This is a genomic window from bacterium, assembly GCA_021372615.1.
Lineage (GTDB): Bacteria > Armatimonadota > Zipacnadia > Zipacnadales > UBA11051 > JAJFUB01.
Map to the genome: position 1 here is coordinate 144,882 of JAJFUB010000092.1, position 25,048 is coordinate 169,929.

A 25,048-nucleotide genomic window follows, 5' to 3' on the forward strand; every position below is an offset into this window, starting at 1 on the left:
CCGAGGGGGGTCTGTCCCCGGAGACCGGCACAGCCGGTCGCAGGGGGCTGACCCTATCTCTGCGCACAACGGGGACAGCCCCCTGCGGGGACAGTCCCCTGTCCCTCCCCTACAGCTTCTTCTCGAAGATCGCCCACTCCACGAACTTCAGCACGTACGACAGCGCCAGCAGCCCCACGATCACGAAGAAGAAGATCTGCAGGGCCGGGGTGTCCAGGTAGCGCACCCACTCGCCGGGGTCCACCCGCCGCACATCGAAGGTCATGCGGCTGGCGACCGCCGCGACGGCCTGCACCACGGTGTGGTAGATGGCCCGGAGGGGGATGTACAGCACCCCCATGGCCACCACAGTGCCGATGACGGCGATCGGGTTGACGATCTTGAACTTCTGGCGCTGGTGGTCCAGGTAGATCGGGCACTTGCTGCACGGGATGGTGCGCTCGCTGGCCTTCACCGGCGCATCGGCCTGCAGGTCGGAACGCACGTAGGCGGCATGGGCGGTCTTCTCGCGGCTACTGGCCTTGGAGGCGCCCTTACCGGCCTCCAGCGCACCGGAGCGGATCAGGCGCTCGATCATGCCCGGGTCGCAGTTGCAGCCCGACCCGTAGCGCCAGCAGGACTTACGGTTCTTGAAGGCCGGGCAGGACTCCCGGACCGCCTCATGGCAGTACGGTAGCTTCCAGCAGGGCGACCAGACCCCCGGCTTCGGTGGGCGCTTGGCCTTCTGCAGGCCCTCGACCGCTTCGAGTTCCTCTTTCCCCTTGCGCCGCGCTCCGGCGGTCCGGATCTGCTCGACGATCTCGTACAGGATCCGCAGCGCCACCACGGCCAGGATGCCCATCCCGGCGTTGCGCGACCACTCGTTGATGACACCGATGATGCGGTTGCCGGCCTGGGCCAGGTTGCTGGCCACCAGGATCGGCATCCCGAACATCAGCGCCACGCCAAGGATCGCCATGGTCACCGAGTAGGCAATCTCGCTCAGTGTCAGCACGACGAAGGAGATGGTCCCCAGTACGCCCGCGGCGGCCATGATCTCGCCCATCAGGCGCAGGTTCCGTACGTACCGCTCCGCGGCCGCAGCGTCCACCGGCCGGTTCAGAACGCCGCTGAAGATACCGTAGAGGATGTACCCCAGGGAAATGACGAAGGCCGCGATGGCGAACTGCAGCACAAACCGCGCCCAGCGCGATAGAAGGATGTAGACATCGAACTCTTCTCTGACCTGGCGTGCGACCTTGGGCTTCGCGCGCATGGGGTGCTCCTGATCAGGGTGATGGGCCGTGCTACTGCTCCGTGTCCTCTTCGGCCACGTCGGCGGCGTGCTGGTAGCCGGCGTCCAGACCGACCTTCACATCGGCGACTACACCGCCGTCCTCCTTCCGGCGATCGAGCATCTCGTCGAAGGCGGCGTAGTCGTGCGCCTTGTCGCGGGCGGACTCCCAGTCGGCGATGCCGCGTGCGACCAGCTCCACCAGGAACTGGTCCAGGGTCATCATGCCGCGACGCTGCCCTGTCTGGATCAGCGACGCAATCTGGTGGGTCTTGCCCTCACGGATGAGGTTGCGGATGGACGGCACGGCCTCCATGATCTCGAAAGCCGCTACCCGGCCCTGCTTGTCCCGGGTCTTGATGAGCGCCTGGGACAGCACGCCCACGAGGTTGACGGACAACTGCATCCGCACCTGTTGCTGCTGGTGAGGCGGGAACACGTCAATGACGCGGTCAATCGTCTGAACGGCGTCGGTGGTGTGCAAGGTTCCGAACACCAGGTGGCCGGTCTCTGCCGCGGAGATGGCCAGGTGGATGGTCTCCAGGTCGCGCATCTCACCGATCAGGATCACGTCCGGGTCCTGCCGCAGCACGTACTTGAGGGCGTTGGGGAAGCTCAGCGTGTCGTCCCCGACCTCGCGCTGGTTGACCAGGGCCCGCTGCGGCTCGTGGATGAACTCCAGGGGGTCCTCCACGGTCATGATGTGCAGCGGCTTGGTCTCGTTGATGTAGTTGACCATGGCGGCCAGCGTTGTGGTCTTGCCCGAGCCGGTGGGCCCGGTCACGAGTACCAGGCCGCGGGGAAAGTCACAGAAGTGCTTGCAGATGGCCGGCAGGCCCAGTTGGTCCATCGTCTGGATGTGGAAGGGGATAGTCCGGTAGACCGAGGTGATGCGGTCGCGCTGCTGCATGATGTTGACGCGGAAGCGCGCGACGTTCTCGATCTCGTGGGCGTAGTCCAGCTCCAGTTCCTTCTCGAACCTCGCGATCATGTCCGGCGGCAACACGCTGTAGCTGACCTCGCGCGTGTCTTCCGCCGTCATGACCTCCGCACCCATCCGCACCAGGTCACCATGGATGCGGAAGATCGGGGGCTGGCCGGCCTTGATGATCAGGTCGGAGGCACGCTGTTTGACCGAGAAGCGCAGCAACTTGTCCAGATCGTACTTTGCCATGGACAGCCCTCCGGATTACGTCGCGGCGGTGTCGCTGATCCCGCAGCGCCGCGCGAACTCGTTCGGGTACGACGACTTGGCCAGAGCATGCTCGTACTCGACCAGGTTGTTCCGCACCAGCCCGGCGAGGTACTGGTCCAACACGATCATGCCCTCATCGGCGCCGCTCTGGATCAGGTTGTAGATCATGTGCGTCTTGCCCTCGCGGATGACCGCGCGGATCGCAGGGGTCGCCTTCATGATCTCGAAGCTGGCGACGCGACCCGGCCGGCCCTTGATGGGCAGGAGCGATTGGCAGATTACGCCGCCCAGCGTGACCGCGAGCTGCATGCGGATCTGCTGCTGCTGCTGGGGGGGGAACACGTCCACCATGCGGTCCACGGTCTGCATGGCGTCGGTGGTGTGCAGGGTAGCGAACACGAGGTGGCCGGTCTCCGCCGCGGTGATGGCCAGGGAGATGGTCTCCAGGTCGCGCATCTCGCCGACGAGAATGACGTCCGGCGTCTGGCGCATGACGTGCTTGAGGGCGTCGGCGAAGGCGTGAGTATCCTGGCCGACCTCGCGCTGCTCCACGATGCACTTGCGGTCCTCGTGGACGAACTCGATGGGATCCTCGATCGTGATGATGTGGGCCTTGCGGGTGTCGTTGATGTGGTTGACCATGGCGGCCAACGTCGTGGACTTTCCGGACCCGGTCGGTCCGGTGACCAGCACCAGGCCACGGGGCAGGTCAGCAAACTCCTTGAGGATCTGTGGCAGCCCCAGCTCCTCGATGCTCTTGATCTTGATGGGGATCATGCGCATGACCGCGCCGACATGTCGCTGCTGATGGAAGCAGTTGACCCGGAAGCGCGCGACCCCCTCGACCTCGTACGCCATGTCCAGTTCCTTGAAGCTCTCGAACCGCTCCCTCTGCGCCTCGGTCATCTTGGCGTACATCAGGTCCATCGTGTCCTCGTGGGTGAGCACCGGATAGTCGAGTCGCTCCAGGTCGCCATGGATGCGCATCATGGGCGGCTCCCCCACCCGCAGGTGCAGGTCCGAGGCCTCCAGGTCCGGCATCTGGCCGAGCAGATCGTCGAGAATGTAGTCAGGCATATGGTCTCCGATCCGTGGAACGGGAGTTCGCACCCCGCCCCGCATGACGTCAACCCGGTGACGGGAGCCGAGCGGGGCCCCCGCCTCATGGCGCCCCTGCTACTGCGGCGGCCGGGACGGCGGCGTGCCTCCGGCGGGCGGAGCGCCGCCGGCCGGTTGGCTCTGGCTCTGCGCCATCCGCGCCCGCGCCGCGGCTGCCGCGGCGGCCTTCTTGGCCGCGGCTTCCTCTTCCTTCTGCTGGTCGGCCGCCAGACCGTCCACACGGCGCAGCATCTGCCGCATCTCGGTGTAGTTGCCCGCATAGAACAGCGCGTGCTCCCCGCTCACCTTCCCCGACTTGTACAACTCCAGCAGCGCCTGGTTCTTGGTCTGCATGCCGAAATGCTGGCCCTCTTCGATGAACTGGTAGGCTTCGGAGGGCTTGCCGTCCTCGATCAGCTTGGCGATCGTCGGCGTGACGTACATGATCTCGAGGGCCGCGATCCGGCCGGCCTCGTCCTTCCGCGGCACCAGCGCCTGCGAGATGACCGCACGCAGCGTCTTGCCCATGCGCAGACAGATCTGCGGCTTCTCGTGCGGCGGGAACATGTTGATGATACGTTCCATCGTCTCGGCGGCGCTGGTCGTGTGGACGGTGGAGAAGACCAGATGGCCCGTCTCGGCCGCCTGCATGGCCACCGCCATGGTCTCGACGTCGCGCATCTCACCGATGAGGATCACGTCGGGGGCCTGGCGCATGGCGTACTTGAGCGCCGCCCCGAAGCTGTTGGTGTCAATGCCGACCTCGCGCTGGCTGACGATGGAGGACTTATCGCGGTGGACGTACTCGATGGGGTCTTCGATGGTGATGATATTGGCGCGCCGCTTGCGGTTGACCATGTCGATCATGGCGGCGAGCGTCGTGGACTTGCCGCAGCCGGTCGGCCCCGTCACGAGCACCAGGCCCTGCGGCTCAAGCGAGATCTTGTTCAGGACGTCCGGCAGGTCCAGATCCTCGACGGTGAGGATGTCCAGGGGAATCAGACGCATGACCAGACAGGTATTGCCGCGCTCGCAATAGACGTTGATGCGCAGGCGGCACACGCCCTCGATGGTCAGGCCGATGTCCTTCTCGTGCATCTCCTCGAACTTTTCCCAGTCCCCCGGCCGCATCAGCGACTTGGCGATGTTCTCGGTATCCTCTTTGGTGAGGATGGGGAACTCCTCGACGTGCGAGACGACGCCACGCATCTTGCAGCAGGGATGGTTGGCGGGCTTCCAGAAGACGTCCGAGCACTTGTGCTCATACCCCCAGCGGATGACATCCTGCCAGTTATCCAACGTGCATGCCCTCCCGGCCAGACAGCGATATGTGCCCCGCCGTCGCAGCGTCGCTAGTCGCCGCGGCGTCTCATGAGCAGGTACACCAGCACTCCGACGGCCATGGCCGTCACGACCAAGAAGAACCAGGCCCAGCCCAGGCGGCTCCCCCGATGAGTGCTCGCACCGGGGAGATCCGGCTTCATCAGCTCGTCCAGAGACTCGAAGCTGGAGTCCTTGACGAAGGCCTGGTATGACAGAATCCCCTGCCCGCCGCTTTGTTCCAGTCGGACGAACCGGTTCTCGACGACCATGGGGGCCACGGCCGCGGGCGCCCCCGTGACCATGATCCCCAGTCGCTCGTGCCGTGCCATGGCCGCCACCAACGGCCACACCACATCGTTGAGGACCGAGGCGACCTCGCCACCCATGACCTGGGCGTGCACCGAGATAGTGTCGCCCTCCGTCTCGGCCGGCTGCCCCTCGATGCGCCACCCTGTCCGCTGCGCCACCTGCTGGAGGTCAGACTGGATGGCGGTCATGTTCATGCCCGCCGGGAAGGACGCATCCAGACTCACCACTGCCCCGCCTTGCAGCGCCGCCACCAGACCCACTGGCGTGTCCGTGGCAGTCGCCACAGCACACCAGATGGTCGCGAGGGCACTCAGCAGCAGTATTCGATACACGGGACGCCATTCCTTCCTGGAACCGGGGAGTGAATACGGAGAAGGCGCAAGCTGTCGCCTGCGCCTTCGCGGGTAGCCTTAGTTTGGTGGAGCCAGGGGGATTCGAACCCCCGACCTATTGCATGCCATGCAAGCGCTCTCCCAGCTGAGCTATGGCCCCAACCACGGGCCATAGTATATCAAGCCTGAGCCCGACCGTCAAGAAAAAGAGGTGCTTTCCCCGGGGCCAGGAACGCACTTGCGGACCCACTCCCCCCGTGAGGTGCGACATGAGCAAGCTGGCGCTGTTCGGTGGCCCCCAGACTGTAGGTCCGGAACGCGATCTGAAGTCCAGTTGGGCCGGCAAGGGCCTGGAAGCCGCCCTGTGCGAGTACACCGGCGCTCGCTACGCCCGCTGTGTCAGTTCGGGCACGGCCGCGCTCATCTCCTCCCTGTTCGCCGCCGGCTGCGGCCCCGGCGACGAGGTGCTGACGGTCGCCTTCACCTGGGTGGCGACAGTGGGGGCCATCCTGCGCGTCAACGCCGTCCCGATCTTCGCCGACATTGACCCCCAGACGTTCACGATGGACGTCGCCGACGCCCGCCGCAAGATCACCCCCAACACCAGGGCGATCCTGCCGGTGGACTTCTACGGCCACCCGGCCCCCATCCCCGAGTTGATGGCGCTGGCCGCCGAGTACGGCATCCCCGTGATCGAGGACGCCTGCCAGGCCTCCACGTCTGAGATCGACGGCCGCAAGGTCGGCAGCATCGCCGACATGACGGCCTTCAGTTGGTCCGGCAAGCCCATCTACTCCTTCTCCGGTGGCGGGGCGTATCTGACCAACGACCAGGGCCTGTACGAGCGGGCACTGCTGGCGGGCCAGCACCCGACCGTCATCCAGGGCCTGGCCACCGACCCCGAGGTGCTCAAGTATGCCTCGATGGGCGGCACCGGCGACAACATGCGGGCCGTGGGCGCCGCCGAGGCCATGCAGCAACTCCTGGACGCCGAGGTCCGTACCGCAGCCCGCATCCGGAACTGCGAGGCCCTCTCCCGGCAGGTTGCCGATCTCCCCGGCCTGACGCCGCCCTACGTGCGCCCGGGCTATCGTCATGTCTTCCACTACTGGACCGCGCTGTGGGACCCGGAGGTGCACGGCGTCAGCCGCGACCGCTTCTGCCAGGCGCTCAATGCCGAGGGCGTCTATGCGGTCGCCTACGTCAATGACGCCAACTATCGGTTCGCGCCCGAGAGCCGGCCGATCCAGGCGGGCGGACCGATCCACCTGCGCACGATCTTCCAGGAGCGCAACCTCTACGGCAAGGGCTGCCCCTTCCAGTGCCCCCACGTGGAGAACCCGCCGGTCTACCGGAAGGGCGACCTGCCGGTCAGCGAGCTCATCGCCGAGCGGGAGTTCTCGATCATCCAGCCCTACCTCTCGCCGCCGTGCGACGAACAGGACATGCAGCTCATGGCCGACGCGATGGCCAAGGTGGTCGAGAACATAGACGAGCTGAGGGAGTAGCGGCAGCACGCCCTGGCGGGGGGCCTTGAGGGCCGTGGTATAATGCGCCGCGTGACACCTGGCGCCATTGCACTGCAACCCGAAGACCTCATTCTCTCCGACTTCGACGGGACTATCAGCCTCATTGACACCGGGCTGGCAATGATTGACACCCTCGCCCCGGCGGATGCGGCCGCCGCCTGGGAAGACGAGTATGCCTGGCGACGGGGGGAGATCGACTCGATGGAGTGCCTGCGCCGCCAGTGGCGCACGTTCTATCCCACCGAGGCGGAGGCTCTGGCCTTCGTGGATGGCCTCGTCATAGACCCCGGCTTTCTCGAACTACTCGCCCTGGCCCGCGCGCGGGGTGCGGGAATTGCCATCCTGAGCGACGGCCTGGACTTCTACCTGGACCGCATGTTCGCGGGCCTCGGCCTCCGTACGTGCGGTGAGGACAGTTGCCTGCGGGCGACGGACTGCCTGCTGCGCTTCAGCAACGCCGCCACCTTCCCCCCCGAGGGCCTGCGGATCGAGTTCCCCTACTGCAACGCCTGCGGCCAGTGCGGCAACTGCAAGGTCGAGCACCTGTTCCGCCTGCGGCGGAGCGCCACGCGCGTGATCTACCTGGGCGACGGACACTCCGACCTGTGCGCCGCGCGCTTTGCCGACCTCATCTTCGCCAAGCACGCCCTGGCCGAGGACTGCGAGAGCGCCGGGCGCCCCTATATCCCCTTCGAGACCTTCGCCGACGTGATGCGCGTCCTGGCCTGAGGGCCCTGACCAGGCACGAGAGCGGCCGGAGTCCGTGGGGACTCCGGCCGCTCGCTCACTTCAACTCGGCGACTGGGCTAGGCGGGAGGCCCACCCGGTCCGCCGGCCGGGGGACCACCAGGCCCGCCCGCCGGGGGTCCTCCAGGGCCGCCGGCGGGAGGCCCACCGGGACCGCCAGCCGGAGCACCACCCGGCGCCCCCATGCCGCCAGGAGCCGCGGCTGGGGCCGCAGCCGGCGCCGCACCAGCCGACTTCATCCGGCTGACCGCGGCCTTGGCTTCCTTGACCTTCTTGGCGTCTTTGCTCACCTTGAGGAAGCTGTTGAAGGTGGCGATGGACTGCGGGCGCTGCCCCTGCTCGGCCAGGATCCAGGCCTTGCCATAGAGCGCCAGGGCGTCCTTGGGGTTCTTCTGCAGGTTGGCCTCGAAGATCCCGAGCGCCTGGGTATAGTCGCCACTGTGCTTGATGTTCAGGCCTTCCTTGGTGGTCTTCCCGGGGATGGGCGTGATAGCCGCCGCGCCTCCGGCCGCCGGTGCGCCCTCAGGGGCTCCGCCAGGGCCGCCCGCAGCTTCCGCGCCGGGAGCGCCCTCGGGTCCGCCAGGACCGCCGCCAGGAGGTCCGCCGGCCTCCGCGCCAGGTCCGCCGGCCGGTGGCCCACCGGGGCCACCGCCAGGAGGTGCGCCCGCTTCCGCACCCGGGCCACCTTCAGCGGCGCCTCCCTCTTCCGTCTCCCCCTTGCTGCCACCAAACAGACATCCGCTACACAGCGACACCAGCAGGGCCAGTATGACCAGGACGGCTAAGACGATCGGTACTCTCACGGGGCGTCCTTCCCTTCGATATGATGTCCGCGCTAGTTCAGTGCGGTAATCAGTTCCCCAGCCCTCAACCGTCTCCTTCTTGCCCGGCGACAATTCCTGCGCGTCACGACTCTCGCCGCGTCACGTACTCTGCGAACCCCACCAGGGCGTCCCGTGCCGGCGTCTCCGGCAGGGGCGCGAGAGCCAGCGAAGCCTGTCTGACGAGTTCCGCCGTGCGGCGTGAGGCGTACTCCCGGCCCCCCAGCGCCTCCACCCGGGCCGCCGCCTCCGCCGCGGCCTGCGCATCGCCCTCGGCGGCGTGCTCGAGGAGCTTCTGCAACCCACGGGCCTCTTCGGGGGGCGCGTTCTCCAGGGCCGCGATGACCGGCAGCGTCCATTGCCGCCGCAACAAGTCCTGCCGCACAGGCTTCCCCAGCTTCGCCGGGTCCCCGTACAGGTCCAGCAGATCATCCGTGATCTGGAACGCCAGTCCCAGGTTGGTGCCGAACTCCCGCAGGGGCTGCGCTGCTGCCGTGTTCCCGGCGGCCACAGCACCGGTCTCGCACGCCGCGGCCATGAGCGCCGCCGTCTTCCCCTGAATGTTCGCGAAGTACGCGGCCTCGTCAGGACACGGACGGCCCTCTCCCTGCTGCACCAGCTCCGACTGGCACATCTGCACCACAGCCTCAGCCATGACGCCCAGCGCAGCGCGGCCAGACTCGTCGCTCAGGCGCCGGAAGGTCTGTGCGATGAGCAGGTCGCCCACCAGTATGCTCGCCCGATTGCCCCAGCGCTGGCGCGCCGCGGGACGCCCGCGACGCTCCCGGGCCTCGTCAATCACATCGTCATGCATTAGCGAGGCCAGGTGCACGACTTCGACGCCGGTCGCCATGGTGATGGCGCGGGCGGGGTCGCCGCCGGCCGCCGCGCACGACAGCAGCACGAGCAGCGGACGCAGACGCTTGCCCCCGGCCTGCACGACCTGGTGGTAGATGACCGGCGCCAGGCCACCCACATCCGGCGGGAGCAGTTGCGCCAGGCTCTCCTCGACCTGCCGCAACTCCGCCGCGACCGGCCTGGCGAACTCACGCGGCGCCTGCCAGGGCGCCGGCTGCTCGGTGATGGCGGCCATCAGCGATCCGTCCCCGCCGGCGGCACGTCCGCCGGCAGATAGAAGCATAGTGTCTCCAGCTCCCGCGCCAGGTCCACGTTGCGGATGGTGACCTCTCGCGGCACGTTCAGCAGTAGCGGCGCAAAGTTCACGATGGCCTTCACGCCAGCGGCGATCACGAAGTCCGCCGTATCCTGCGCTGCATGCTCGGGCACGGTGAGGATGGCGATCTCGACCTTCAGAGCCCGGACGTCATCCGGCAGCTCGCGGGTCGAGCGGATCTTCATGTTCCCCAGGCGATGGCCGATCCGCGCCGGGTAGTTGTCGTACACGCCGACGATCTGGAAGCCGTGCGCCGCAAACCCCGGATAGCGGGCCAGCGCCGACCCCAGGTTTCCCGCCCCGACCACGATGGCCGGACGCTGCTGCCGCACCCCCAGGATGTCCTGGATGTGCATCCGCAGCTTGGCCACTTCGTAGCCCAGGCCGCGCCGCCCGAACTCGCCAAAGTACGACAGGTCCTTGCGCACCTGCGAGGCCTTCACCCCGGCCCACTGCCCGATGTCCACTGACGAGGCCTTCGGCTGGCCTCGCCGCTCCATCATCGTCAGCACGCGCAGATAGTCGCACAGCCGTGTGACGGTGCCCTCGGGGACATTCGGTCGTCGGGAAAGCTCGTTGGGCATCGGCTCGCTACCGTCCCATTACCAGCATGGTCGCCTCGGCCGCGGCGTTGAGGATGGGCGCCGGGACGAGGCAGAGCACCAGTGTGCCGACCAGACAGACCCACATGACCAGACTGAACTCCACCGGCTGGCGGGTCGTCTCGCCGCCCCCCTCGCAAAAGAACATCAGGCGGGCGATGTTCATGTAGTAATAGACCGAGATGGCGCTGTTGATGATCCCGACCACGCCCAGCCACCACCACACACCGGAGCTGATCGCCGCGCCGAACACGTACAACTTCCCCACGAAGCCTGCCGTCGGCGGGATGCCGGTCAGTGACACCAGGAACACGAGCATGATGAGCGCCAACCCCAGCGACCCGCGCGCCAGGCCCCGGAACCCCTCCAACTCCTCCGTCCCCGTGTTGTGCGCTACGATCATCAGCACGGCGAACGCGCCCAGGTTCATCAGCAGGTAGGCCACCAGATAGTACAACACCGCCGCCATGCCGAAGCCGAGCTGGCTGCCGGCAGCGACGACGCCGATGAGCATGTACCCCGCGTGGGCGATGGACGAGTACGCCAGCATGCGCTTGACGTTCTGCTGGCGGATCGCCAGCAGGTTGCCGGTGAACATTGTCAGCGTCGCCAGCACCGCCACGATGACCTGCCACTGCGGCACCAGCGGCGGCGCCACAATCAGCAGGAAGCGCGCCAGGATCGCGAAGCCGGCAGCCTTGGGCCCCACCGACAGGAAGGCAGTCACGGCGGTCGGCGCGCCCTCATACACATCCGGCGCCCACGCCTGGAAGGGGGCCATGGCGACTTTGTACCCCAGCCCCGCCAGGACCATGACGAGCGCCAGCGCGTGCATCGGCCCGACCGGGTTCATCGCCAGCCGGTCGGCCAGCACCAGCAAGTTCGTCGAGCCCCCCAGCCCGTACAGCAGGCTCATGCCGTAGATCATCACGGCCGAGGCCGAGGCCCCGTACAGGAAGTACTTCAGCGCCGCCTCGTTCGACTTCGGGTCGCGGCGCAGATAGCCCGCGAGCACATACGAGGACAGGCTGACCAGCTCGAAGGCCAGGTAGATCGTGACCAGGTCCACCGCACCGCTCAGCAGCGACATCCCGAGCAGCGTGAACACCAGCAGCACGAAGAACTCGCCGTACGCGTACACGCGCCGCAGGAAGTCGGTAGCCAGCAGTACCACCAGGATGCCGACGACGGCGAAGAGCACCTTGAAGAACACGGCGTAGTTGTCCAGCAGCATGCTGTGCCAGAACTCGAACGCCGGCACATGCGCCGGGTTCCACAGGCTGCCGGCCGCGGTCCCATAGGCCGCCAGGCCCACAACCGTCACCGCGGGCAGCAGGCGCTTCTGCTCGCCCCGCAGCACCAGGTCGAGCACCAGCACCCCCAGGCCCAGCAAGGCCAGGATGATCTCCGGCAGGAAAGTTGTGATGTTGTATACTGGCATGAGATGTTGTCTGTAGGGCGTAGAGATCGCTCGCGATCTCAGGGGGCTTGTACCACGCCCGCGTCTAGACCAGGCAAGGAGGGGCGGGGTACAAGCCCCCGCCCTACAGGCCTACCCTAGCCCCAGCGCCTGTCCGAGGTGCTGGACGACCGACCACGACACCGTGTTGATGACCTGTAGCACCGGGTGCGGGAAGACACCGATGGCCAGTGTCAGGACCATCAGCGGCACGACCGCGACCAGCTCGCCCGGGTCCATGTCCGGGAGGCCGGCCCACTGTCGGTTCAGGTCCCCGAAGAACATCCGCTGGATCATCCACAGGAAGTAGCCTGCGGTCAGCACCACGCCGATGACCGCCAACCCCGTGATGATCTGGTACGTCCCGAACGCCCCGACGAAGACCAGGAACTCGCTCACGAAGCCGGCCAGCGTCGGCAGGCCCAGCGAGGCGAAGGAGGCCATCATCATGATCCCGGCGTACACGGGCATCTGCTTGGCCAGCCCGCCGAAGGACGCCAGGTCGCGCGTGTGCGCCCGGTCGTAGATGACTCCGACCAGGAAGAACAGCGCGCCGGTGATGATCCCGTGGGTCACCATCTGCAACACCGCGCCGTTGAGCGCCGTGGTGCGGCTGACGGCGTCGAAGGCGTGCGGGTTGCCGGGCCAGGTGATGCCCGCGGCGGCGGCGATCCCCAGCATCACGTAGCCCATGTGGTTGACCGAGGAGTACGCGATCAGCTTCTTCAGATCGGTCTGCGCCATCGCCACCAGCGCGCCATAGACGATGCTCACCAGCGCCAGCAGGGCGATCACGATGGCGAACATGCGGCTGGGCCCCGGGAGGATCGGCAGGCACACCCGCACGAAGCCGTACGTTCCCATTTTCAGCAGCACGCCCGCCAGGATGACGCTACCGGCCGTGGGGGCCTCGACGTGCGCGTCGGGCAACCACGTGTGGAACGGGAACAGCGGGACCTTGATGGCGAAGGCCAGGAAGAAGCCCCAGAAGGCCAGGACGCCGACCCAGAAATGGGACGCCAGCGGCGTCTGCCGGGCCAGCTCGATCATGTCGAAAGTGTGTGGGCTGCTGTGGAAGTACAGCGCCAGGATCGCCAGCAGCATCGCCAGGCTGCCGACCAGGGTGTAGATGAAGAACTTGATGGCGGCATATTCGCGGCGCGGGCCGCCCCAGATGCCGATCAGGAAGTACATCGGCACCAGCGAGATCTCCCAGAACACGTAAAACAGGAAGAAGTCCAGGGCCGAGAAGGTCCCCAGCATCCCCACCTCGAGCAGCATGAAGAAGGCCATGTACTCCTTGACGCGGTGGGTGATGCGCCAGGAGTAGATCGTGCACAGGAACGTCAGGAGCGTCGTCAGGATGATGAGTGGCAGGGACAGGCCGTCCGCCCCCAGGTGGTAGTTGACAACCACGCCGGCGGCCGCGAACCAGGGGGTCGGCCCCTCCTGAAGTTGCATGGCCGGATTGCCCGGGATGAAGGCGGTGAGGGCGAGCAGCGACAGCACGAACACCAGGCCGGCGACGATGTTCGCCGTCCACCGGATGGCCGTGACGTGCTTCTCCTTGTGCATCAGGAGAATGATGGCCATGCCCACCACGGGCAGGAAGATCATGAGGGACAGGAAAGGTATCGTCATAGGCTAGCCTCGAGTTAGCTCCTTCACGACCCGCCGAACCACCCGCGCAAGACCGGCTCGAGATACGGCATCGCCAGGATCAGCACATACGCCGCCGCCGCCACCGCACAGGCGATGAAGACGAAGCCCGACACGTACTCCTGCACGCGCCCGGTCTGCAGCCGCGCGCCGTACTCGCCTACTGTCTTGGTCATCCAGCCGACGAGATTGACCGCGCCGTCCACGATCCACTTGTCCACCCACCCGGCCACCAGCGCTACCAGCGTCCGCGTCCCCCACCCCACCAGGTTGACCGCGCCGTCCACGATGTTCTGGTCCAGCCAGCGGAACAGCGCCGCCACCAGCAGCACGCCCCGCACGAGCACACCCTCGTACACATCATCGAACCAGAACTTGTGCCGGGCGGCGAAGTACAGGGGGTACGCCGGGATCTTGATCCAGTTGACGTTCAGCACGCCATAGCGATAGATGGCCGCCGACACGAGCAGGCCCCCCAACGCCATCAGCGTCGAGATACCGGCCACCAGCCAACTGAACCCATGCTCCCCGCCCAGTGCCGGGGTCCCGCCGGCCAAGGCCGCCCCAGAGTGGAGGAAGCCCGCAAACAGGTTCCCACCGACCCATGGCGATCCGATCCACCCCAACAGCACCGCAAACACCGCCAGAATGACCAACGGCACGGTCATCACGTTCGGGCTCTCGTGGGCGTGCTCGGCCTTCTCGCTGCGCGGCTCGCCGCTGAAGGTCAGGAAGCAGGCCCGGCCCATGTAGAAGGCTGTCATGAACGCCGCGATCTCCAGGCCGACGAAGAAGACCCAGTACACCCAGTGCTCGGCGGTGTTGTGGAACGCGGCGGTCAGGATCTCGTCCTTGGAGAAGAACCCCGCGAATGGGAAGATGCCCGCCAGGGCCAGCGTGCCCGCCCAGAAGGTCCAGTAGGTCACCGGCGCCTTACGCGCCAGCCCGCCCATCTTCCACATGTCCTGCTCTTCGTGGCAGGCATGGATGACGCTGCCGGAGCCCAGGAAGAGCAGGGCCTTGAAGAAGGCGTGGGTGATCAGGTGGAAGATCCCGGCGACCATCCCGATCGGGCCCATGCCCATGGCGACCATCATGTAGCCGAGCTGTGAGATCGTCGAATACGCCAGGACGCGCTTGATGTCGCTTTGCACGACGCCGATGGTCGCGGCCAGCAGCGCCGTGATGAGGCCGATGATCGCCACCCAGGTCAGCGGCGTCAGCAGCAGCCCGCCGCCGACGGGCCCGGCGCCTTCGAGCCCCGGGACGTAGAAGATCGTGAACAGCCGCCCGACCATGTACACGCCGGCGGCGACCATCGTCGCGGCGTGAATGAGGGCCGAGACCGGCGTCGGGCCCTCCATGGCGTCGGGCAGCCACGTGTGCAACGGGAACTGCGCGCTCTTGCCGATGGCCCCACAGAACAGGAACAGCGCCGCCGCGCCGGCCACCGTCGCGGGGATCGCCCCGGCCGAGATCGCGTGGAACACTGCCCCGAAGTGCAGCTCCGGCACGTGCGCAAAGAGGATCAGGATACCGATGGCGAAGCCGACATCGCCCACGCGCGTGGTGATGAAGGCTTTCTTCGCGGCGTTGTAAGCCGACTTGCGCTCATACCAGAAGCCGATGAGCAGGTACGAGCACAGCCCCACCATCTCCCAGCCCGCATACAGCATCACGAAGTTGTTGGCCAGGACGATCAGGTACATCGAGCCACAGAACAGCGACAGGTACGCGAAGAAGCGCTGGAAGCGGCTGTCGCCGTGCATGTAGCCCAGCGAGTAGACCTGGATGCAGGTGGCGACGATGCTGACCATGACCAGCATGATGGCCGCCAGCGGGTCCACCGCGTAGCCCACCTGCATGGCCTTGTTGCCGAGGCTGGCCCAGACCACAGTGTGGTCCACCGGCGCCACGCCCATCAGCAGTTCCACCAGGCAGCCGACGGTCAGTGGGATCGTCGCCGCGATCCCCGCGACGCCGATCCAGCCCACCCGCTCGCCCAGGCGATGACGCAGGGCGCTGCCGAAGAAGATCAGCACCGCGAAGGCGGCATATGGGATGATGGGAATGAGCCAGGCTAGGTCAAGCATAGAGAGAGTTGGCCGAAAGCCATAGGTAGCATGTGCCGCAAAGCCAGATTCCTACCGGAACCCGCGAACGTTGCCGAGAGGCCACACCATTGGTTCAGTCGCGTTAGTGTACAGGTGACTTTATCTGATGCCAGGGATTGTCCCGGTTATTGTCTTCCTTCACCCAAAGGCAGCCGGTGGCGGTGTCAACAAAGTACACATAGGGGTACTGACCCGACGGGGCCATCTGGTACCTCCCAACCTCGGGGGCATCAGCCTTCAGGTTGGTCTGGGTCAACAGGGCCACAGACAGTATGACAACGACGGCCACGAGTACAACAAAGGCGCGGTCTCTCACGATACACCTCCATGGGGTGCCGTTCGCTTACCACTTCATCGTGCTCGCTTCATCCGGGTTCAGCACGCCCCGCGTCCGGTAGATGCGCAGTATGATCGCCAGCCCCACCGCCACTTCGCACGCCGCCAGGGCAATCACCATCAGGGCGAACACTTGCCCGTCCAGGACCGTGTTGATCTGCTTGCCAGGCGACAGGTAGTGGCTGAAGGCTACCAGATTGAGGTTCGCGGCGTTGAGCATCAACTCGATGCCCAGCAGCAGCGCCACGGCGTGCCGCCGGGTCATCACCGCGAACAGGCCCATCGAGAAGAGGATGGCCGAGACGAACAGCCAGGCTAGCAGAGGGACGGGGTTCATTCGCCCGGCTCCCTTCGCGCCAGCACCATGGCCCCCACCATCGCGGCCAGCAGCACTACCGAGATGATCTCGAAGGGCAGCAGGTACTTCGTGAGCAGGAGATGGGCGATCATCTGGACGTTCTGCCCGGCGAAGCCGACGGGCTGCTCGGCGGTGGACAGCTCCGGGAAGCGCGTGGTGAGCGCCCCCACCATGATGAGCACCGCCACGAACCCGGCGGCGATCACTCCGCCGATCAGGTGCTGGTTCTCGGCCATGATGATCCGCCCGGTGCCGCGCTGCAGCAGCATCACCGCAAAGATGATGAGCACCGTGATGGCCCCGGCGTAGATCAGGATCTGCATGGCGACCATCAGGTGCCCGGCCAGCAGGCCATACAGGCCGGCCATGCCCAGCAGGCACACCAGCAGCCACAGACACGCCGGGAACACGCGCCGCGACACGACCGTCCCCAGCCCGCCGAGCAGCGTCAGCCCGGCGGTGCACAGGAAAGCCACGTATTCGATGATGTGCTCGGCAGGAATACCGTACATGGTAGTTCGCTGGAGGGGCCGGCTACCAGCCGGCCCGCTGTTCCCTGGGCCGGCTGATAGCCGGCCCCTCCCCTAACTCTCGTCCCCGCCAGGCGCCTTCTTCTTGCCTGAGGCCAGTGTCGTCTTCTCTGGAGACACAGGCACTTCGGGCTCAGGAATGCCCTGTCCGCGCGCCTTCAGGTCCGCCAGGTCGCGGATGAGCTTCCTGGGGTCATATTCCACATTGTGGTACTCGCGCGTCATGGTCAGCGCCCCGACCGGGCAGGCCTCGACACACAGCCAGCAGTACATGCACAGCCCCGCGTCCACGTAGAACTCCACCGGGTGGCGCTCCTTGCCCTTCCCCTCGGCGGTGATGTGGATGCACTCGTCGGGGCAGGCCTTCTGGCACGCCATGCAAGCGATGCAGCGCGTCCCGCCGGGCCGCTCGGGATCGGCGATGAGCGCGAAGTCGCCCCGGTAGCCCGGCGCCGGCACCCAGTCCTTCTCCGGGTGGTGCTTGAAGGGGTACTGGTGCGTCACCTTGGGCCGGAACAGCACCCGCAGGGTCAGCCATAGGCCCTTGCAGACGCTCAGGGCCCCGTAGCCGATGTCGCCGAGTAACTCCCAGGCAGATTGTGGACGACGGATCTGTTCGGACATGATATCGATGGTACGCCCGACACTCCTGTCGGGCACGCCCCGTGTAGCGCCCGACAAGAGTGTCGGGCGTACCGGCGCAACATGCCTGCGGGCGTGAGGACACGCCCGCCCACGCGGCCTAAGCCTAGGCCCAGCCGGCCAGGACGACTCCCGTCACGATGGCCAGCGCGATGAATCCCGCCGGGATGAGCAGCTTCCATGACATCGCCATGAGCTGATCCACCCGCAGGCGGGGCAATGTCCAGCGCACCCACATCAGGACGAGCACGAACACGAAGGCCTTCCCCAGCAGCCACAGCAGCCCCGGCAGACAGAGCGGGTCCGGGTTGCCCAGCGGCGACTGCCAGCCGCCCAGGAAGAGTACCGTGAAGATGAGCGAGACCAGGTAGACGTTCCCGTATTCGCCCAGGAAGTACAGGGCAAACTTCATGCCGGAGTACTCGGTGTGGTAGCCGGAGACCAGCTCGCTCTCGGCCTCGGGCAGGTCGAAGGGCGTCCGGTTGACTTCGGCGATGCTGCAGATGATGAAGATGAGCATCGGCAGCCACAGCCAGGGCCGCACGATGTTCCAGTGCCCGAAGCCCCCGTGCTGGGTCTCCACGATCCCCACCATCGAGAGCGTCTGCGACTGCATGACGATGCACAGCAGCGCCAGCAGCATCGGCACCTCGTACGAGACCATCTGCGCGGCGCCGCGAATGGCGCCCAGCAGCGACCATTTGTTGTTCGAGCCCCAGCCACCGGTGATGATCCCCACGATGGCCAGCGACGACACCGCCGCGGCGAACAGCAGGCCGATGTTGGCGTCCATGAGCCCGGCCGTGGTCCGCCCGCGGTCCCAGGGGATCACCACAAACGCCAGCGCCCCCGCGACCAGAAACACGACCGGCCCCAGCCAGTGCAGCAGCTTGTCGGCATCAGCCGGGATGATGTCTTCCTTGAGCAGCAGCTTCAGCGCGTCCGGGAAGGACTGCAAGATGCCCGCCGGCCCGCAGCGCGTGGGGCCCAGACGGCTCTGGATGTACCCGGCGACCTTCCGCTCCAGGTAGATGAACACCAGGGCGGCCAGCATGATGACCACCAGCGCCCACACGCCACCGATGCCCCAGGCGAAGACCTCGCAGATGATCTTGGCCCATTCAGGAGGCACACCCCAGCCGGTGAGCAGGCGAACGAACCACTCACCCAGGGCGGCGCCGGTTGTGAAGAGAAGGTCGGACATGAGTATCAGGGTCTAGGGTTCAGGGGCGAGGGTCAAGGGCAACGGCCCTGACTTGCCACATGGCACTTGCCACTCGCCGTTGCTACCGATCCACATCTCCCAGCACGATATCCGTACTGGCGATCACGGCCACCATGTCGGCCATCCAGCCGCCGGTACACATGGTGTCCAGAGCCGACAGATTGTAGAAGGACGGGGCTCGCCAGTGCATTCGCCAGGGCTTGTCGCTGCCGTCGGCGACGAGATAGCAGCCCACCTCGCCCCGGGGCGACTCCACGCGCTCGTACACCTCGCCCGGCTCGATCTTCAGCTTCCGCGGCACCGGGACGTTGACATCGCCCTCGGGCAGCTTGTCCAGGGCCTGGCGGATGATCTTGACGCTCTCGCGCAGCTCGCGGATGCGCACCAGGTGACGCGCCAGGCAGTCCCCGCCCTCCTCGACGCACACCTCGAAGTCCAAGTCCGGGTAGGCCCCGTAGCCATCCAGCTTGCGCAGGTCGTAGGGTATGCCGCAGGCCCGCAGGCACGGGCCGGTCAGTCCGTACTGCAGGGCATCATCGGCCGAGATCACGCCTACGCCCCGCGTCCGCCCGACAAAGATGCGGTTACGGGTCAGCAGGTCGTCATACTCCTCGAACCGTTCCGGCAGCAGGTCGAGTACCTCGACGGCCTTCTCCGCCCAGCCGTCGGGCAGGTCGTTGCGGACCCCGCCGACGCGTAGGTAGTGGTACAACAGGCGCTGGCCACAGACCCACTCGAACAGGTCGAGGATCAGCTCTCTCTCGCGGAAGGTGTACAGGAAGGCGGTCGTGGCGCCCAGGTCAATGCCGATGGCGGCGAAGTACAGCAGGTGGCTCGCCAGGCGGTTCAGCTCCGCCATGATGACCCGCAGGTACTCGCAGCGCGGCGTCACGGTGATCCCCGCCAGGCGCTCGACGGCCCGCACGTAGCACAACTCGTTGCCCATGCCGTTCAGGTAGTCGAAACGGTCGGCGTAGGGCACGTACTGCCGGTACTCGACGCACTCGGCGATCTTCTCCATCGAGGAGTGCAGGTAGCCGATGTCGGGGTCGGCCCCCAGCACCTTCTCGCCGTCGAGCCTCAGGGCCACCCGCAGCACACCGTGGGTAGCGGGGTGCTGGGGGCCCATGTTGACCAGAAGCTCGTCAGTTGTCCCGACTGTCTCTTCACTCATGTGTCGTCTGGAGCGGCCGGCTACCAGCCGGCCCGCCGTTCGTCCCGGATGGCGCAACCCCGCCTCGGCTTAGCTCTCCGCAGTCCCCTCGGCACGCAGCACCTGCCCCGGGTCCTCCCGCAGCGGGTCCGGCGCCAGGTACGGGTGGTCCAGTGGGACCTGGTAGTCCTTGCGCAGCGGGTAGCCCTCGCAGTCATTGGGCAGCAGCAAGTGCCGCAGGTCCGGATGGCCCTCGATCTGCACGCCGAACATCTCGGCCAGCTCCCGCTCCGGCCACAGGGCCCCCTTGTACAGGTGCGACAGGGTTGGCAGCACCGGCTTGTGGCGCGGCATGCGGGTACGGATGGTGACCCGCCGGGGCTCCATCAGCAGCGACAGGCGGTAGACGGCCTCGATGCTGTCAGGGCGCTCGACGGCGCAGGCGTCGCAGAAGCAGTGCTGCGGGGGCAGTACGGAGCGGCGCAGGGCGCCCACGAAGTCCGCGAGGGCCTCGGGCGCCACGGTGAAGTCCATCTCGCGCTCGGAGACAGTATGATCGAGCAGTGTGTCGGCGAAGTCCTCACGAAGCTGCTGCAGGCGGGCCTGCAGAGCCGCTTCGGGTGGGGCGCTGCCGGCGCACTCGGGGTTCGGCGTCTGTGACACGTGACACACTCCTGGTTCGGCGCAAGGCGATTCGGCTAGCGGGCAGCATCCGGTGTGATGATGGTGCGGTACCCGCTCCCGGCTTGCTTCTCGCCCGCCTCGGGCGAGGGATCGCGGACCGACTCGCCCCGCATCTTCTTGTGCAGGGCCAGCAGGCCGTCAATGAGCTGCTCGGGCCGCGGCGGGCAGCCCGGCACGTAGATATCCACTGGCACGACCCGGTCCACGCCTTTCACGACCGAGTAAGCGTGCTGGTGGAAGCGCCCGCCGCTGACCGCGCAGTTGCCCATGGCCAGCACATAGCGCGGCTCGGGCATCTGGTGGTACAGCTTCTCCAATACCGGCGCCATCTTCACGCTCAGCGTCCCGGCGACGATCATCACGTCGGACTGCCGGGGCGTGGCGCGGGGGATGATGCCGAAGCGGTCCAGGTCGTGGCGGGAGGCGTTCGTGGCCATCATCTCGATGGCGCAGCAGGCCAGGCCGAACTGCATCGGCCACAGCGAGCAGGCCCGCGAGACGTTGAAGACGTGGTCCACCAGGCTGAAGAAGCGCACCATCAGCGGCTGCTCGGAGAACCGCCGGGCCACGCGCCGTAGCGGCTCGTCCACCCGGTACTTCTCCAGCTTCTCCAGCTTCAGCTTCTCGTACAGGTTCACATCGCGAAGCTGCTCGAGCTTGTCGTCAATGCGGCGGTTGATCTCCGCGATCTTCTGCTCGGGGTTGAAGTCTAGCGGGTCCATTCCAGGTCCCCCTTCCGCCAGACGTACGCCAACCCTACCAGCAGGATCAGGATGAAAACGCCGACCTCCACCACGGGCCACAGGCCCATCATGTCGGGCGCGCTCAGGCGCTTGAAGACCACAGCCCACGGGAAGAGGAAGATCGCCTCCACGTCGAAGACGACGAACACCAGGGCGATCAGGTAGTAGCGGACATAGAACTGGCCCCAGGCTTCACCGATGGGGGTCAGGCCGCACTCGTAGGTCTCGCGCTTTGCGGCGTAGGGGTCGTGGGGGCGGACAATCCAGGCCACCACCAGGGAGGCGACTGCCAGAGCTGCGGCGAGAGCTGTGATGACGGCGACGGGGCCGTAGGTAAGCGCCATCTAAGTCTCCAACGGCGGGACCGGGGCAGCCGGCCAGGTGGTGGCACTATCGCGGACGGCAGCCACCGTTGCGGCGGCTGTCAGAGGAACACGGGCCGGAGAACGAGCGAGGGCACCGGTCCGTGTCGCGTGCGAGCGGCCTCAGTATAGCCGCGCGAGTCGGGTGGTGTCAACCGGAGGGGCCCGACGCCAGCCCCTGCGGACCAGCCCGGGCAGCCCGGGAGGTCCACAGCGCCAGGCTGTCGAAGCCACCTTGTGAAAACGTCACATAACCCCCCAGAGCCATCAGGAGCGCCTGCATGCCCCGTATCCCCTGGTCTATCGCTGTGCCGCCCGAGGTCTACTGCGAGGTCTGTGGTGCCACCATGAGTGCGTACCACAGCAGTCCTGCAGTGCAGATGGACGTCCAGCTTCGGGGTCCCCGGACCTTCCACGAGCGCTACGGCCTGCCCCCAAGCAAGCACATTGTGCCAGATTTCACAACCTACCTGACGGGCTCCGTCTTCGGTCTCGAGTTTGAGGTCTTCGAGGATCAGGTCCCCGCTCCCCGGGGCCACCCCATCGCCAGCACCCAGGAAGCCGCCGCCCTGACCGTGCCCGAGGACATGAGCCGGGCGGGCACCTTCCCGCGCGCCCTGGAGTTCTACGCGTGGATGCGGGCCCACGCCCCGGAGGGCGTCAGCGTGGGCTTCACCGGTGGCAGCCAGGCCCCCTTCACGACGGCGGTCCTGCTGCGCGGCGAGGGCTTTCTGCTCGATCTCGTGGACCACCCGGACCTCGCCCACCGCTTCCTGCAGACGCTGACGGAGACCAGCATCCGCCAGCGCGAGTTCGCCCTGTCGGTCGTAGGAGCGCCGGCTTCCAGCCGGCACATGCCGCCCGACTGGCACGCGCCGCAGGACTCCCTCGGCTTCACTGACGACTACGGCGGCCTCCTGGGTCCCAATCTGTACTACGACTGCGACGTGCAGTACATGCTCCAGATCGCCGACCACTTCGGCGCCACCCGCAAGACCATCCACACCGAGCTGCTCCGCCAGCCCCACCTGGCGATCCTACAGGAGCACGGCTGGGGCTATATTGACGTCGGCACCGACCCGTACCTGACCATCGCCGACTGCCGCGAGGTGCTCCATATCCCCTTCCTGGTGCAGATGAAGACGAGTGCGGAGATGCTGCACTCTACGCCGGAGGCGATCCAGGCGCGCTATCGGGAGATGGTGGCCGAGGGGGCACAGACGATGCTCGTCGAGCTGTGCCGGGGGGTGCCCGAGGCGAACATCCGGGCGTTCATCGAGGTGGCGAGGGAGTTTGAGTAGCAGAGCCGGGAGGCTCCGAACGGAGCCTCCCGGCTGTGTGTGTCGTAGCGAACGTGCCGCCTACTCGATCCCCTCATCGCGCTCCGCAGGCTGCGTCGGCCCCGCCGCCGGCGGGGCACCGGGTGGCGCTGCCGGCGGTGCGGCCGGGGGAGCAGCAGGCGGGGCTGCTGGCGGCGCAGCGGGCTGTGCGGCCGGGCTCACCGGTGGCGGCGGAGGCGGTGGGGGGGCCGCCACGGTCGGCGTCGGAGCCGGCGGAGGCGCCGGGACAGGCGGGGCAGGCGCGGCGGGCGGCAGCGGCGTCGCCTGCGAGGCGATGACCCGTGGGGCAGGTGGCGGCGCCATGGGGAGGCCTGGCGCCGCCGGAGCGGCGACCGGGACGCGCCGCTTCCGCGAGACGCAGACGATCACGCCGCCCACCACCAGCACCAGCACCACGACCACACCCAGGACCGCCGGCAGCCACTCCATGTAGCTCTTGTCCTTGCCCTCGCTGATGCCCTTCTGGGCGGCCGAGATGTACTCCTCGGTGTACGGCGAGCCGGGGTACAGCGCGTTGATCTGCGACAGCAGCTTCATGGCCGACTTGAAGTGCTGCTGGTTCATCTTGTGAACAGCCTTGCGGTACAACTCGGTGACGAGGCTGACCTGGGGCTTGACATTGCTGCGGTCCAGGAACTGCTTGACCACGCTGATGGGCACCAGGAAGTTCATGCCCTGGACCTCGGTCTGCACCACATCGCCCTGGGCGGTCTGCTGCTCGGCGGTGGCGCCCCATGTGGTCAGGCCGATGACGTTCCCGTTCTTGTCCAGCGCCGGGCCGCCGCTGTTGCCATGGGTGATGGCGGCATCGGTCTGGATGACCTCGACCCCGCCACTCCAGGTCTTGCGGGCGCTCATGCTGCCGCTGGTGCACGTCGCCTGGATGGTAGCGGCTTCGTCGGCCCAGGGCTGGAAAGTAGCGGCCGCCGGATAGCCGATGCAGTGGATCGGGTCGCCGGTCTTGAGCGTGCTGTCATCGCCGATGGGCAAGGTGGGCAGGTTCTTGGCCTCGACCTTCAGGATCGCCACATCCTTGCTCGCGTCCATGTCCCCCTTGGTCACCAACTCGGCCTTCAGGCCCTTCTTCTCGGCGCCCTTCCCGGGCACTGCCACGCCCGTCAGCACGAGGTACTCGGTCGTCAGGCTCTCCAGTTGCATGTACTCCACATACCACTTGACCGTCGCGACCTTCAGCTTCTCGATGACGTCCTCGGTGACTTCCTCCGGGAAGGCCTGCTTGAGTTCGGAGACGGTCTTGTCCACCAGATCGGAGAGCACGGACATGACGAACTGTTTCTTCAGTTCGTCCTGGTCGGCGCTCACCACGTGGGCATTGGTCACGCAGTAGCCGTCGGGCGTGACAAAGAAGCCCGAGCCCTGACCGGACATCGTGCGCTCGTGGGTCTCGCGCTCTTCGCTGGGGACCAGGTAGTAGAGGGGATCGGCGAGGAAGGCCTCCAGCGCCGCCTTCTTCAGGGCGCTCTCGTTGGCCGGCAGCTCGCCGGCCTGGACCTTCGCGACCAGCTCGCGCTGCAGTTCCTGCACCTTGGCCTGCGGGACGTGCGAGTTGGCGGGCACGGACAGCTCCGCGCTGTAGACCGCCACGACCATCACCGTCGCGGGCTTGGCGAAGTCAAAGACCTCGTTGACCGCCGGCGAGGCCCCCTGTCCCGCCAGCGCCGGTGCGCCGGCCGCCAGCACCACCCCCACAACCATCAGAGACACCAGCAGACCCGCTCTCCTCAGTGGTGACATGGTCCCATCCCTTCCTATGTCTGTGTGAGCGCGACCGACGCGACAGGCCTACTGCGGTGGTGAGGGTCTCCGGCGCGTCGCCAGGGCGACCACGATGGCGATGAGGGAGAGAACCGCCGCCCCGATGACGATGGTGGTGGTCAGGTGCTGCGACGAGGTAGCTGCGGGCGGCACCGGCGGGCTGGCAGTGGTCTGCCCGATGGCCGCGCCGCATGCCAGCAGCGCAGTCACGCCCCACACCGTTCGCATGGCTCGACTAACGAATCCCATTCGGTGGCATCCTCC

Annotated in this window: 22 protein-coding genes, 1 tRNA gene and 2 pseudogenes; 3 read left to right on the forward strand and 22 right to left on the reverse strand. The window is 66.8% G+C overall.

Features of this window, described 5'->3' with window-relative positions; translation table 11 throughout:
• Positions 1 to 109 precede the first annotated feature (109 nt).
• From LLH23_14365 to LLH23_14390, 6 genes and pseudogenes are all read right to left on the reverse strand, one after another.
• On the reverse strand, positions 110 to 1,255 hold the full coding sequence (locus LLH23_14365; GenBank protein ID MCE5239656.1) for a hypothetical protein: 1,146 nt from the start codon (positions 1,253 to 1,255) through the stop codon (positions 110 to 112).
• Positions 1,256 to 1,421: 166 nt separating this feature from the next.
• Positions 1,422 to 2,447, reverse strand: a pseudogene (locus LLH23_14370) (type IV pilus twitching motility protein PilT).
• A gap of 15 nt (positions 2,448 to 2,462) precedes the next feature.
• Positions 2,463 to 3,545, reverse strand: a complete 1,083-nt coding sequence (locus tag LLH23_14375; protein ID MCE5239657.1) for a type IV pilus twitching motility protein PilT — start codon at positions 3,543 to 3,545, stop codon at positions 2,463 to 2,465.
• 99 nt (positions 3,546 to 3,644) lie between these two features.
• Positions 3,645 to 4,865: a PilT/PilU family type 4a pilus ATPase gene (locus LLH23_14380; GenBank protein MCE5239658.1), complete on the reverse strand. Its 1,221-nt coding sequence runs from the start codon at positions 4,863 to 4,865 to the stop codon at positions 3,645 to 3,647.
• Between the two features lie 53 nt (positions 4,866 to 4,918).
• Complete coding sequence (locus LLH23_14385; protein MCE5239659.1) at positions 4,919 to 5,530, reverse strand: hypothetical protein; 612 nt, start codon at positions 5,528 to 5,530, stop codon at positions 4,919 to 4,921.
• A gap of 84 nt (positions 5,531 to 5,614) precedes the next feature.
• Positions 5,615 to 5,690: transfer RNA gene (locus tag LLH23_14390), tRNA-Ala, on the reverse strand.
• 109 nt (positions 5,691 to 5,799) lie between these two features.
• Between LLH23_14390 and LLH23_14395 the strand changes: the two genes are divergently transcribed.
• Both LLH23_14395 and LLH23_14400 read left to right on the forward strand, forming a co-directional pair.
• Positions 5,800 to 7,038, forward strand: a complete 1,239-nt coding sequence (locus LLH23_14395; GenBank protein ID MCE5239660.1) for a DegT/DnrJ/EryC1/StrS family aminotransferase — start codon at positions 5,800 to 5,802, stop codon at positions 7,036 to 7,038.
• A gap of 42 nt (positions 7,039 to 7,080) precedes the next feature.
• Entirely contained in the window at positions 7,081 to 7,788 is a 708-nt protein-coding gene (locus tag LLH23_14400; GenBank protein MCE5239661.1) for an MtnX-like HAD-IB family phosphatase, read from the forward strand.
• 77 nt (positions 7,789 to 7,865) lie between these two features.
• Here the strand turns inward: LLH23_14400 and LLH23_14405 are convergent, their stop codons facing one another.
• The 14 genes and pseudogenes from LLH23_14405 to LLH23_14470 all read right to left on the reverse strand — a co-directional run bounded on the left by LLH23_14405 (position 7,866) and on the right by LLH23_14470 (position 21,530).
• Positions 7,866 to 8,609, reverse strand: coding sequence for a tetratricopeptide repeat protein (locus tag LLH23_14405; GenBank protein ID MCE5239662.1), 744 nt, complete (start codon positions 8,607 to 8,609; stop codon positions 7,866 to 7,868).
• A 103-nt stretch (positions 8,610 to 8,712) separates the two neighbouring features.
• Entirely contained in the window at positions 8,713 to 9,768 is a 1,056-nt protein-coding gene (locus LLH23_14410; protein ID MCE5239663.1) for a polyprenyl synthetase family protein, read from the reverse strand.
• Complete coding sequence (locus LLH23_14415) at positions 9,720 to 10,385, reverse strand: redox-sensing transcriptional repressor Rex (GenBank protein MCE5239664.1); 666 nt, start codon at positions 10,383 to 10,385, stop codon at positions 9,720 to 9,722. Before LLH23_14415 ends, LLH23_14410 begins: the two co-directional genes overlap by 49 nt.
• Before the next feature lie 7 nt (positions 10,386 to 10,392).
• Entirely contained in the window at positions 10,393 to 11,844 is a 1,452-nt protein-coding gene (locus tag LLH23_14420; GenBank protein MCE5239665.1) for an NADH-quinone oxidoreductase subunit N, read from the reverse strand.
• A gap of 111 nt (positions 11,845 to 11,955) precedes the next feature.
• Positions 11,956 to 13,503, reverse strand: a complete 1,548-nt coding sequence (locus LLH23_14425; GenBank protein MCE5239666.1) for an NADH-quinone oxidoreductase subunit M — start codon at positions 13,501 to 13,503, stop codon at positions 11,956 to 11,958.
• A gap of 23 nt (positions 13,504 to 13,526) precedes the next feature.
• Positions 13,527 to 15,614, reverse strand: a complete 2,088-nt coding sequence (gene nuoL, locus LLH23_14430; protein MCE5239667.1) for an NADH-quinone oxidoreductase subunit L — start codon at positions 15,612 to 15,614, stop codon at positions 13,527 to 13,529.
• A gap of 364 nt (positions 15,615 to 15,978) precedes the next feature.
• Positions 15,979 to 16,308: an NADH-quinone oxidoreductase subunit NuoK gene (gene nuoK, locus LLH23_14435; GenBank protein MCE5239668.1), complete on the reverse strand. Its 330-nt coding sequence runs from the start codon at positions 16,306 to 16,308 to the stop codon at positions 15,979 to 15,981.
• Positions 16,305 to 16,841 (reverse strand): NADH-quinone oxidoreductase subunit J, encoded by a 537-nt coding sequence (locus tag LLH23_14440; protein MCE5239669.1) that lies wholly within the window; start codon positions 16,839 to 16,841, stop codon positions 16,305 to 16,307. The genes nuoK and LLH23_14440 overlap by 4 nt, the downstream gene beginning before the upstream one ends.
• A 72-nt stretch (positions 16,842 to 16,913) precedes the next feature.
• Entirely contained in the window at positions 16,914 to 17,483 is a 570-nt protein-coding gene (locus tag LLH23_14445) for an NADH-quinone oxidoreductase subunit I (protein MCE5239670.1), read from the reverse strand.
• Positions 17,484 to 17,607: 124 nt separating this feature from the next.
• Positions 17,608 to 18,705, reverse strand: a complete 1,098-nt coding sequence (gene nuoH / locus LLH23_14450) for an NADH-quinone oxidoreductase subunit NuoH (protein ID MCE5239671.1) — start codon at positions 18,703 to 18,705, stop codon at positions 17,608 to 17,610.
• An 82-nt stretch (positions 18,706 to 18,787) separates the two neighbouring features.
• On the reverse strand, positions 18,788 to 19,900 hold the full coding sequence (locus LLH23_14455) for an NADH-quinone oxidoreductase subunit D (protein MCE5239672.1): 1,113 nt from the start codon (positions 19,898 to 19,900) through the stop codon (positions 18,788 to 18,790).
• A gap of 69 nt (positions 19,901 to 19,969) precedes the next feature.
• Complete coding sequence (locus LLH23_14460) at positions 19,970 to 20,542, reverse strand: NADH-quinone oxidoreductase subunit C (GenBank protein ID MCE5239673.1); 573 nt, start codon at positions 20,540 to 20,542, stop codon at positions 19,970 to 19,972.
• 35 nt (positions 20,543 to 20,577) lie between these two features.
• Positions 20,578 to 21,102: an NADH-quinone oxidoreductase subunit B gene (locus LLH23_14465; protein MCE5239674.1), complete on the reverse strand. Its 525-nt coding sequence runs from the start codon at positions 21,100 to 21,102 to the stop codon at positions 20,578 to 20,580.
• A 170-nt stretch (positions 21,103 to 21,272) separates the two neighbouring features.
• Positions 21,273 to 21,530, reverse strand: a pseudogene (locus tag LLH23_14470) (NADH-quinone oxidoreductase subunit A).
• Between the two features lie 404 nt (positions 21,531 to 21,934).
• Here LLH23_14470 and LLH23_14475 point away from each other — a divergent pair.
• Complete coding sequence (locus LLH23_14475) at positions 21,935 to 22,969, forward strand: uroporphyrinogen decarboxylase family protein (GenBank protein ID MCE5239675.1); 1,035 nt, start codon at positions 21,935 to 21,937, stop codon at positions 22,967 to 22,969.
• A 60-nt stretch (positions 22,970 to 23,029) separates the two neighbouring features.
• Here LLH23_14475 and LLH23_14480 read toward each other — a convergent pair whose 3' ends face one another.
• Complete coding sequence (locus LLH23_14480) at positions 23,030 to 24,763, reverse strand: trypsin-like peptidase domain-containing protein (GenBank protein MCE5239676.1); 1,734 nt, start codon at positions 24,761 to 24,763, stop codon at positions 23,030 to 23,032.
• 48 nt (positions 24,764 to 24,811) lie between these two features.
• Positions 24,812 to 25,033: a hypothetical protein gene (locus tag LLH23_14485; protein MCE5239677.1), complete on the reverse strand. Its 222-nt coding sequence runs from the start codon at positions 25,031 to 25,033 to the stop codon at positions 24,812 to 24,814.
• Positions 25,034 to 25,048: the final 15 nt, after the last annotated feature.